This is a genomic window from Aureispira sp. CCB-QB1 (genome assembly GCF_000724545.1).
GTDB lineage: Bacteria > Bacteroidota > Bacteroidia > Chitinophagales > Saprospiraceae > Aureispira.
This window is the reverse complement of sequence record NZ_JHBV01000041.1, coordinates 145,165-157,059: the sequence shown is the minus strand read 5'-3', so window position 1 is coordinate 157,059 and position 11,895 is coordinate 145,165. Positions and strand designations below refer to the sequence as shown.

At 39.7% G+C, this 11,895-nt stretch carries 3 protein-coding genes; all 3 read right to left on the bottom strand.

Features of this window, described 5'->3' with window-relative positions; genetic code table 11:
- The 3 genes from CG11_RS21140 to CG11_RS21130 all read right to left on the bottom strand — a co-directional run bounded on the left by CG11_RS21140 (position 1) and on the right by CG11_RS21130 (position 11,875).
- Entirely contained in the window at positions 1-3,765 is a 3,765-nt protein-coding gene (locus tag CG11_RS21140) for a T9SS-dependent M36 family metallopeptidase (protein WP_052598839.1), read from the bottom strand.
- Positions 3,766-4,142: 377 nt separating this feature from the next.
- Positions 4,143-7,889 (bottom strand): T9SS-dependent M36 family metallopeptidase, encoded by a 3,747-nt coding sequence (locus CG11_RS21135; protein ID WP_052598838.1) that lies wholly within the window; start codon positions 7,887-7,889, stop codon positions 4,143-4,145.
- A gap of 275 nt (positions 7,890-8,164) precedes the next feature.
- Complete coding sequence (locus CG11_RS21130) at positions 8,165-11,875, bottom strand: T9SS-dependent M36 family metallopeptidase (RefSeq protein WP_063833176.1); 3,711 nt, start codon at positions 11,873-11,875, stop codon at positions 8,165-8,167.
- Positions 11,876-11,895: the final 20 nt, after the last annotated feature.

The following is an 11,895-nucleotide window of genomic DNA, read 5'->3' as shown; positions in this document are numbered from 1 at the left end:
TTATTTTACGATCAATTTTCGAACTTCTACAAATTCGTTTCCTCGAATTTGAACCAAATAAACAGCATTGGGAAGGGTTGACAAATCCAAGCTGAGTTCCAAAGCACCACTAGGTATGTTGAAACTTTGGATATGTTTGCCAGCAAGGTGCATTATTTTAACTTCCAAATCTTCGTCCAGTGGTTTGTCCAAAAGAATTTGTGCTAGTCCTTCTGTTGGATTAGGCAAGATTTTGAATCCCCATTTTTTTTGAGAAATAGGTTGCAAACCAACTATTACAGAAATGACTTGAGTACTTGTGCAAGCACCGTTGTTTACACTTAGGCGAACGGTATAGCTACCTGAACTATTATAAGTATGTGTAGGGTTTTGTTGGGTAGAAGTAGTATTGTCTCCAAAATCCCATAGCCAGTTATTAGCATCTGAGGAAAGGTCATTGAAATTAAATACCCCGCCACCATTATCGGTGTAGGAAAATAAACTAGTTATCGGTGTAATCGTAACGGTATCCAACGTAGAAATGCATTGAGGACCTCGAATTTCTATATCATAAAAATAGTAATAATAGCTCAAGGAATCCCCGTTGTTGGCTGAAGAACTATTGATGCTCATATAGCCATTTTGGACATAAGGATAATTTGAATTGGACTCATGTCGATACAAATCTACATTATTGCCACCGATATAGTAATAACCACTTTCAGGAACTAAAAAATCTAAATTTATTCGTTGCCCTCCATTCGCTAAATTGATGGTGACTTGGTCAACAATGGAGTTAGGGGTAGGAATTGCCCCATCGTGATTTGTTCCCTTAACGAGGTAAAAGGTTCGAGGACCAGCACCATCTGCATCTACCCACGCAGAAACAATTTCAAAACTTCGACTGGCTCTAAAATTAAGTGCTCCAAAATAGGGACTAGAATGGTACGTTCCAATTCCTGTATTGTACGAACGCCCAGTAGTGAATGGGAAGACATTTCTACCGTTTTCCACATAGTAAGTTTGCGTTTGCCCAACATTAGGAACGGTTAATGTGTCACCAATATGAATGACTCGATGGGCACTGTCTTTCCAATAGACTATCCCTAAAACAGAGGTAGCAATAACAGCCGTATCTCCCAAGCAAAGTTCTATATCATCTACAGAGGGAGTAGGAGGAAGATTGCTAAGAGTAACCTGTCGAGTAGTAGAGTCTGCCCCCATTCCATTCGAGACAATTAATTTAATAATATAGGAGCCACTATTCTGATAAGAATGGACAGGATTTTGAGCAGTAGAAGTATACCCATCTCCAAAGTCCCAAAACCAAAATTGAGGTACATCAGTACTATTATCAAAAAATGAAATGGTCGGTTTACAAGAAAAAACACTGTTGGTACTAAAGGCTGCCGTAGGTGCTGTGGTTACTACCTGACAGTTGATAGGCAAATCAAAGGCTTCGATTTGATCCGAACGATTAAAAACAGAACCCTGCTCTGCACTATATCCAAAGCCTCTCTTGGCAAAAACATTCCAAATTAGGCAATTATGAGCACCACCATATAGAATGGAATCTGCTTTCAAAATAGCATCTCGACCATCAAGCATACCCGCATTGCAAGGCTGAATTTTTAATGCTTCCATGGCTAAGAGCATGGCTATGTTGTTGCCCCCATTGCCATGATACAAGTCGGGATCAGGTACCCCTCCATACGCATCAATTAAAGCCCATGTTAAGTCCCATAATACGGTGGCAAAAATAAAACCTGTGCCATGTGGTGCCGAAATTTGAGTGGTGTTATTAGAAGCGCCATAGGTATATGGATTGACAGCAAAATCTGTGGAATAAGGTGCTGGGCGTAATCCTGAACCTGTAGAGACTTGATTGGAGACATAGGTGCCAAAGCCTCTAGAATCTTCGCCTTGATCTCCTGGCTCAATGGTTAAGACAAGAGCAAACCAATCGCTCCAACCTTCGCCTGTTTGTTCTGGATTCGTCAAGCAATTAACATTACTAGCGCCTCCTGTTAAACGCTTCGAAATGCCATGCCCATATTCGTGAACAATAATTCCATTATCAAAATCACTGTCTCTAAGATTGTTGTTCGTACCATTGTTGCTTATAGAGGCATTGATGGTCGTACTATTGACAAGTTCATTTTTTATGACAATGCCATCGTTTTGGCTAATCATAATAGATGGAATACTTATGTTGGTATTGGTACCAAGCATTTGGAAAGGGGGACCAGACGTATTGTTTATAACAACAACAGCAATAGCCCCTGCGTTTTCGACAGCTTCAATCTTATCTGTTAGGTTACAACCCCCAAGATCTATAAGAGCAATTTTTCCAAACAAAGCAGCTGAATTCATAATGGTTCCACAGGCATCGTGGATCGGAGGAAGGTTGTCCTCGACTAGAACTAAGTTAGCTACGATTGCTGTTTGAGGCAAACCAGAACCAAAAGTAGCCCCTGCTGCTGTATAATTTCCTGCTATATTAGAAGGAGTATTAATCGTTAAATAATTTCCTAAACTACTTCCTGTGCTATTCCATAAAAACAGTTGCATTCTAGGTTTGCTTCCATCTGGAGGCGTCATAAAACTAGCGTTGTTCATATTGGCACTATCTTGTGCTTCTGCTAAAAGTTCGTCTCCGTCCAATGCAAGACTTCCTCCTCGTCCATAATTGTTGTTTTGAAAATTTCCAGATGCTTCGTCAAAACCATAGTTATACCAAATGTCATGCATCATATTGTTGGTATAAAAAAGATTACTAATAGCAGCAGATTGATAGGTACTTGGGTGTGTGCCTGGGTTATAAGGAAAATTAAATTCTAGAGAGCTATTTCCATTAGGGCTAAAACCTGGTAAATTGTTATTGTTGGTGTCTTCATAAGCATAAACATTATTTCCTCTAGTAATGGTGTATTCAGGACCTGCGATGGCATTTGTATCGTGCCATCCATAAGGCGAAGCTAGAATATCTGCGGGATTAGAAACAAGGGAACGGCTTCCGTGAATGGGGCTTTCAATAGGAAGCGGGAAAACGGTATATTGATCGGGCTGCATTTCTAAATCAGCAAAAGTGCCTTGTGGTGTTGAAGGTCTGGTGATATTTGTAGGATGATTGGTGCAAGAAGAAGAAGAAGACCGATGTGCAAAACTGCAATGAGAAACCCAATCGTTTTGGGCAACTAGAGTCCCTTGCTGGGCATCAATTTGTAGGGACCAATAATGTTTAGCATCTAAGGTGTAAATAGACAAGTCCCATACTAATTTGATTTCTGTGTCGGTAGTAGCTGTGTACATCAAACGAACAGGAATATTTTTTCTAGAAATATTGCCTTTGTCATAAATGAAATGCGTAGAATGAATTGTTTTTATTTTATGTAGTGTTTCAAGACTGTCCATTTGCAAATACTGGGCGGCTAATTGAATTGCTTGTGAAGCAGAAATCGTGGGAACTGTTTGAGTTACCTTTTGATGAACATTGTTTATTAAGCGATTGTTCATGTAGAGCACTTTGTTTTCTTTTAGGACAAAGTTAGCAAGCCCGTTTGAAATGGGAATGTCTAGGTGTGTTTGTTGTATATAAACATGAGTTGCGTTGCTGGCACTAGATGTGTGCATATCTGTTATTTGCCAGTTAGAAATGTCCGAAGGGTGCAACTTCTGTTCAACAGCATGTGTTTCCAAAAAATCTTGAATAATGATTTGGGGATGCTGTGCTATTATAGGAACGAGGAACCATAAGTTGAGTATAACAAGGAAGGTAAATTTCATACGTAAAAAACTATATACTTTATTATAATAGGGGAACGCAGCATGTAAAAATACATTTTTGTTTGGTGAAAAGCGAGAAGATGTGGATTATGACTTAAGAAAAAATTAAATAATTCGTTTTTTTTTACTTAAAATGAACAAATAATACTTGACTTTTACATATTAGTAGTTCGTTGATTTTTTACTTTTTTACCAAAAAGATAAAAAAGCACATTTATATTAGTTTGATAATCAAATTTTTAACACAAAATGCAATAAATTTACAACTTATTGATTATCAAACTAATAAAGTTTTTCAACGAACTATTGACATATAAAAAGCCACCCCTTAGCATAAAAGAGGCGGCTTGTAGTTGTGTCCTTGTAAAAAGGGGGGATTATTGAAGCACTAATTTTCTGATTTCTGAAAAATGTTCACCTTTGATTTGCACCAAATAGACAGCAGCAGGGAGTTCCGATAAATTTAAATCTAGATGACTCTGCCCTGTTTTAATTAAACTTGTTTGGATGGTCTTACCACTCATATCCGTTATCAAAACATTCAAATCCTCTTTAGCGGCTTTGTTTAGTAGGATGCTAGCTAACCCACTCGTTGGATTGGGTAGTAAGGAAATATTGAGTCGTTGAGTGTTGGTTTGATTGATGCCAACAATAACTGAAAACGTTTGTGTACTGGTACAAGCTCCGTTGTTAATGGTTAGTGTGATTGTGTAAGAGCCTGCGGTTGCGTATGTATGTGTAGGGTTTTGCTGAGTAGAAGTCGTGTTATCTCCAAAATCCCAAAACCAGCTTGTTGCCCCAATAGATGCATCTGTAAAACTGACAATATTATTGTTATTGGTATAAGAGAAGTTACTAACAACTGGAGTGATGGTAACGGTGTCTAGGGCAGAGATACATTGAGGCTCTCGCACTTCAAAATCGTATAGATAGTAATAATAACCAGTAGGATTGGTCGTTGCCGAGGAATTGTTGATGATCATATATCCTCCCAAAGTATAAGGGAAATTGGCTCCACTACTATTTCTGTATAAATTGACATTATTACCACCTATATTATAATTACCAGCAGCAGGCACCATCAAATTTAAGTTGACACGTTGAACACCATCTGCCAAGTTTACAGTGACTTGGTCTACGATACCATTGCCACTAGGAGGCGTTCCGTCATTGTTTGTACCGTTGGCTAGATAGAATGTACGAGGACCGGCACCGTCTGCGTCTACCCACGCAGAGACAATTTCGAAACTTTGATTGGCTGTAAAGTTTAATGCTCCGTGATAAGCCGAAGCATGATAGCCACCCGCTCCAATCGTATTATCACTAGGACCAACATATTGAGAAGCTGCGCCAACCGCATTTTCAACATAATAAATTTGAGTAGAACCAACATTAGGTACCGCCAATGTATCACCAATGTAAACAATGTTATTGGCTATGTTTTTCCACTGCGCCACTCCTGTAACTGTTGCAGGAACAAAAGCGGTATCTCCTGCACAAACTTCAATATTATTAACAACAGGAGTAGGAGGCAAGGCAATAGTTACTTGTTGAGTGGTAGAGTCCATGCCTACTGTATTGGTGACAACTAGTTTTACAGTGTAGACACCACTAGCACTATAGGTATGTGTAGGATTTTGTATGGTAGATGTATTGCCGTCTCCAAAATCCCATGCCCAAGATTGAGGTATATCCGTACTATTATCTGTAAAATAAATAGTAGTAATACAAGCATTGTTGCTATTGGGACTAAATGCAGCCACAGGCGGAGCAGTTGCTGTTTGACAAATAGGAGGCAAATCAAAGGCCTCTGTTTGGTCAGAGCGGCTTGCTGGACTTCCTTGATCCGCGCTATATCCAAAGCCTCTCTTAGCAAAAACGCCCCAAATTAAACATCTGTGTGCACCATTGTACAATAATTGGTCGGCTTGTAGAATAGCATCTCGTCCATCAATCATACCTGGATTGCAAGGTTGTAGTTTTAAACCTTCGATCACTAAGTTCATAGCAATATTATTGCCTCCTGTTCCATTGTATAAATCAGGATCAGGGATACCACCATATTGGTCAATTAGTGCCCATGTTAAATCCCAAAGCACTGTAGCAAAGATAAATCCTACCCCATGCGGTTCTGATATTTGACCTGCATTATTAGATGCACCATAAGTATAGGGATTGACAGCAAAATCTGTGGAGTAAGGCGCAGGTCGAATGCCTTGTCCTGTTACAGGTTGATTGGATGCGTAAGTTCCAATACCACGGACATCAGCGCCCAAATCGCCAGGCTCAATGGTTAACATTAAACCAAACCAATCGCTCCAGCCTTCTCCCATTTGTTCTGCGTTGCTCAAACAGTTGGCATTGTTAGCGCCACCTGTTAGACGAGTTGAAATACCATGCCCATATTCATGAGCAATGATCCCATTGTCCAAATCTCCATCTTTTACATTACTAGGTGTCCCTCCATTGCTAATGGTTGCGTTAACAATTCCTGCTGCCATTTGTGCTTTAATGGCATTGCCATCATTTTGCTCAATCATAATGGATGGAATGGTAATAGTGTTGCTAGCTCCTCCCATTTGGAAAGGAGCACCTGCTACATTGTTCACAATAATAGCAGCAACAGCGCCCGCATTTTGTGCAGCTTCAACTTTAGCAACAAAAGAACAGTTTCCACGATCAATAACCACAATTTTTCCTGACAAAGAAGCGGCATTTGTAACTGTTTCACAGCCATCGTTAATAGGGGCGGTATTGTCTTCTATCAAAGCTAAATCAGCGGTAATAGGAGTCGTTGGAAGTCCAGGACCAAAGGAGGCATCAGCTGCATTGTAACTACCAGCGATGCCTGAAGGGCTATTGACATCCAAATAATTGCCGCCGCTGCCACCTGCACTGTTCCATAGGTACATTTGCATTCTTGGGTTTCCGCCATCTGGAGGTGTTGCAAAGTTGGCGTTGTTTGTTCCACCACCATCTTGGGCTTCTGCCAAAACTTGGTCGTCGGCTATGCCTCCACGCCCATAGTTGTTGAACTGAAAATTACCACCTGCTTCATCAAAACCATAACGATACCAAATATCGTGCATCATGTTGTTCATGTAAAATAGATTGGTGATGGCAGCAGGTTGATAAGTGCTAGGATTGGCTGTTGCATTATAAGGAAAATTGAACTCCAAAACATTGGTTCCATCAGGACTAAAACCTGGAGCGTTATTATCAGCAGCATCCTCATAAGCATAAACATTGTTTCCTCTTGTGATGGTATACTCTGCTCCATTTGCCCCATTGGTGTCATGCCAACCATATGGCGAAGCAAGCGTATCGGCAGGATTGGTTACAATCGAACGAGTTCCATGACTGGGGCTTTCTAAAGGTAGTGCAAATACAGTATATTGATCAGGCTGCAGCATTGTTTCAGGCGCACTAAAATTAGTTGGTGGTTTCAAAAAGGTGTTATGGTTTTTATTATTGCATTTTGAAAATGGGGAATGAACGAAATTGCAGTGAATGACCCAATCGTTTTTATCAATCAAGATACCTGTTTGGGCATCTATTCGTACCGACCACCAATGTGCTGCGTCTAACGTGTAAATGGATAAGTCCCAAACCAGTTTTACCTCATCATCAGAGTTAGCATGATACATTAATCGTACGGGAATGTTTTCTTTTGAAATGCCTCCTGTATTGTATATAAAATGATGCTTGCTGATAGGTTCTAGAGCCTTTAGAGCTGTTGGTGTTTTTAATTCCAATTGTTTGGCAGCAAGCTGAATGGCCTGAACTGGGTTAATGGTTGGAGTTGTGTAGTTAGCCTTTTGAGAAAGTCTAGTTATTAGGCGATTTCCCATGCTAAGAACTTTACTATCTTTCAAAGCAAAATTTGCTATTCCGTTGGATACAGGTATTCCCTGATGCTCTTGCTGTATGTAGACATGTGTTACACCACTAGTACTTGAAGTATGATGACTAGTTATACTCCAATGAAGGATGTCTTGAGAAGTTAAGTTTTGTTCTTTGTGATTTTTGTCTAGAAATTGTTGAATAACCGTAGAAGTGTTTTGAGCATGAAGCGTTGCTGTACTGAGCAAAAAACTCAGTAGCATAAAGGCGAGTTGTTTCATAATAGTAACAATTGAATTTGTTGTACTGTAAAAAAATATCAGATTGGTGTATTACGGGGAGATGTTGTGAAAATACATTTTTATTTGGTAAAAACTCACTTGATTGAAATTATCAATTGAGTAAATAGAAAATATATGGCTAAAATTTTACAAAAAGTTAAATGGGATTGTTTTGTGAAACCTTAGTTTTGGAAAAAAGGAAATCCCTACTGTTGACTTTTCAATAGTAGGGATTGGTTGGAAATGTATTATGATGGACTTTTGCCCAAGGTATTTTATTCTTTAATTAATTTTCTTACTTCAGAGAAGTTCAAGCCATAAATCGACACGATGTACACTGCACTAGGCAATTGTTCTATGTTCATTGTGAATTCTGTCAGACCTCTTTTTAAAGTCGCTGTTTGAAGCACCTTGCCTTCAATGCTTGAAATTTGTACTGTCAAGTCTTCTGATGCAGCTTGATTTAGGCGCAACGTAGCCCAGCCACTAGCGGGATTTGGAAGCAAAGTAACCATTGGCATCGTTTGGTTGGGAGTACGAACACCTAAAATGCCATTGATAATTTGAGTCGAAGTACAAGCGTCACCATTGATTGTTAACGACACTGTATAAGCATTTCCGTTGGGGTAAGTGTGTACAGGGTTTTGCTGTGTAGATGTTGTTCCATCACCAAAATCCCAAAACCAAGAAGTTGCCCCAGAAGATCCGTCTGAAAAAGTAAATGTATTGTTGGTATTTGTATAGGTGAAGTAACTAGATACTGGAATAGCAAATGCTGTATCTTGAGGAGACACACAGCGCGGTTCCCTAACTTGTAGGTTATAAAAATAATAATAACTATCGTTTGGTGCACTTGAAGAAGAACTGCTATTGATTGATATTAAACCAGGAATAGTGTACGGGTAAGAAGCGCCTGTTGTGTTGATATAGAGATCGGGTGTTTCACTTCCTAAATTATAATTTCCAGAATCAGGAACAGATAAATTAAGCAACACTTCTTGCCATCCTGCACGCAAAAATACAGTGGCATCATCTATAACAGTTGTTGGAACAGTTCCCGTTGTATTTTCGTCTTTTGCTAAGAGAAAGGTTCGTACACCGTCTCCTTCGGCATACACCCACGTAGAAACAATTTCTAAAGCTTGATCAGCTCTGAAATTTAAAGCACCATAAGGAGAGTTGTCTAGCGTAGCCATACCAATAGAGCTATCCGGAGCACCAATAAATTGAGAGGGAGTGCCTGTTAGATTTTCTGCGTAGTATCTTCGGATAGAGCCAACATTAGGAACCCATAATGTATCTCCTTGTTGAATAATCGTATTAGTCATATCTTTCCATTGAATAGTTCCACTGCCTGTAGCGACTAACATAGCTGTATCTCCTGGGCATACTTCATCGCCAATCGCAATTGGAGCGGGCGGTAATGTGATTGTAATTTGTTGTGTCATCGTATCACTGCCCATATTATTGGTAACAATCAATTGAACATCATAAACACCATCTGAGATATAAGCATGAGATGGATTCTGTTGGTTAGAGGTAGCACCATCGCCAAAGTCCCACAACCATTGTTGAGGAGTAGAGGTGCTAGAATCTGTAAATGAAATTATAGAAACACAACTATTTAATGAACTAGGTGTAAATGCTGCAATTGGTGGAGCTGCGGCAATCATACAAACAGGGGAAAGATCAAATGCTTCCGTTTGATCTACTCGACTAGCAGAACTTCCTTGATTGGCACTAAAACCAAAGCCCCGCTTGGCAAAAACTTCCCAAATAAGGCATTCATGTGCGCCATTGTATAACAATTGATCTGCTTGTAAGATAGCATCTCGACCATCAATCATACCAGGGCTACAAGGTTGTAATTTTAATCCTTCAATAATTAAATTCATAGCAATATTATTTCCTCCTGTACCATTGTACACATCTGGGTCAGGCGTACCGCCATAAAAATCAATCAAAGCCCAGTTCAAATCCCAAAGAGCAGTAGCAAATATAAACCCAACGCCATGAGGTTGAGAAATTGCACTAGCATTATTAGAATTGCCATAAGTATATGGATTGACAGCAAAATCAGTAGAATAAGGTGCAGGACGAATACCAGGTCCTGTATTGGGTTCTCCTTTGACGTAAGTGCCAATACCTCTAACATCTGTGCCCTGATCACCAGGTTCTAAGGTCAACATGAGACCAAACCAGTCGCTCCATCCTTCACCCATTTGTTCTGCATTGTGTAAACATCCTGAGTTGCTTCCTCCACCAGTAAGACGAGTTGAGATACCATGACCATATTCATGTGCGATGATTCCATTATCTAAGTCACTGTCCTTGTCACTAATGCCAGCGTTATCAATAGAACCAGAAACTGGACCAGAGAGGAGTTCTGTTTTGATAGGATTCGCACTAGATGGCAAAATCATAATCGAAGGAATTGTGATAGGACTACTAGGGGTACCGCCCATTACAAAAAGAAAGCCTAGGTTATTGACAATAACAACGGCAACTGCACCAGCATTTTGTGCTGCCAAAACTTTCTCTGCAAAACTACAAGTACCTTGGTCTATTAGTACAATTTTTCCATTTAATTGTGCTGCATTGACGATACTGTCACAACCATCATTGGTTGGAGATACAGCATCTTCTAACACAACAAGATCTGCCGTGATTGGAATAGCAGGAAGTTCAGGACCAAAGGCTGCACTTGAAGCCATATAAGTACCAGCTAGATTGCTTGGGCTATTGATGGTTAAAAAATGCCCAGTATTACTACTAAATGGCCAAATATACATTTGCATTCTAGGGCGTAACCCATCTGGAGGAGTGGCGAAGTTCGCATTGTTGATTCCACTACCATCTTGGGTTTCTGCACGAACATAGTCTCCTGCTAATCCACCATTATTGTAGTTGTTTTGTTGAAAATTGCCACTAGCTTCATCAAACCCATAACGATACCAAATATCATGCATCATATTATTCATATAAAAGAGGTTTGTAACAGCGGCATCTATATACGTTGGAGGTTGAGCTCCATTGGTGTAAGGGAAGTTAAATTCTAAAATAGAGCCACCATCAGGACTATAGCCAGGACTATTGGTATCGGAAGTATCTTCATAGGCATGCACATTGTTCCCTCTTGTAATTGTATATTCAGCACCAATATTGCCATCGGTATCGTGCCAACCGAAAGGAGAAGCAGCAGTGTCGGAAGGAGCCGTAACAATAGATCTAGTTCCATGAGAAGGACTTTCGGTAGGCAAAGCAAAAACTGTATATTGGTTTGGAGCCAACATTTTTTCTGGTGCTTGGTAAGATTGCGGTTGATGCGTATGATGCTTGCATTTGCTAAAAGGCGAGTTGTCGAAACGGCAATGGGTTACCCAATCGTTTTGATCTAATAAATCACCTGTTTGAGCATCAAGACGTACTGACCACCAATGAGCAGCATCTAAGGTATAAATTGATAAGTCCCAAACTAATCGAATGGCTCCTGTTGTTGTTGAATAATACATTAGTTGAACAGGGATGTTTTCTAGTGAAATATTACCGCTGTTGTAAATGAAGTGTTTATTGCTTAAGGCGTCAATCGTTTTTAATCCTGTCGGTTTAGGCAAATTTAATGCCTTGGCTGCTAAGTGAATGGCTTGTTGGGGAGAGATTGTAGGTGTTGTGTAGTTACTATTTTGAGCAATATGATCTACTAATCTATTCCCCATGCTAAAGACTTTACCATCTTTGAGCGCAAAGTTGGCTACTCCATTAAAAACAGGAATACCTTGATGCATTTGCCGTATATAAACATGTGTAGCGCCACTTTGCTTAGATTTGTGATGGTTAGTAACTGTCCATCCTGTGATGTCTTCAGAGGTAAGGTGAAGTTCTTGTTGTTTTTGTTCTAAAAATGCTTGAATGATTTCTGATGAACTCTGGGCAAAAAGAGAGGTGCTTCCTAATAGGTACAATAGTGCAATTTGTAGTACTTTCATGTTGAGATATAAATTTATAC

Bases quoted from the DNA above. Each gene is read 5' to 3' on its own strand.
- CG11_RS21135 (WP_052598838.1), bottom strand. From the start codon at position 7,889: ATGAAACAACTCGCCTTTATGCTACTGAGTTTTTTGCTCAGTACAGCA.
- CG11_RS21140 (WP_052598839.1), bottom strand. From the start codon at position 3,765: ATGAAATTTACCTTCCTTGTTATACTCAACTTATGGTTCCTCGTTCCT.
- CG11_RS21130 (WP_063833176.1), bottom strand. From the start codon at position 11,875: ATGAAAGTACTACAAATTGCACTATTGTACCTATTAGGAAGCACCTCT.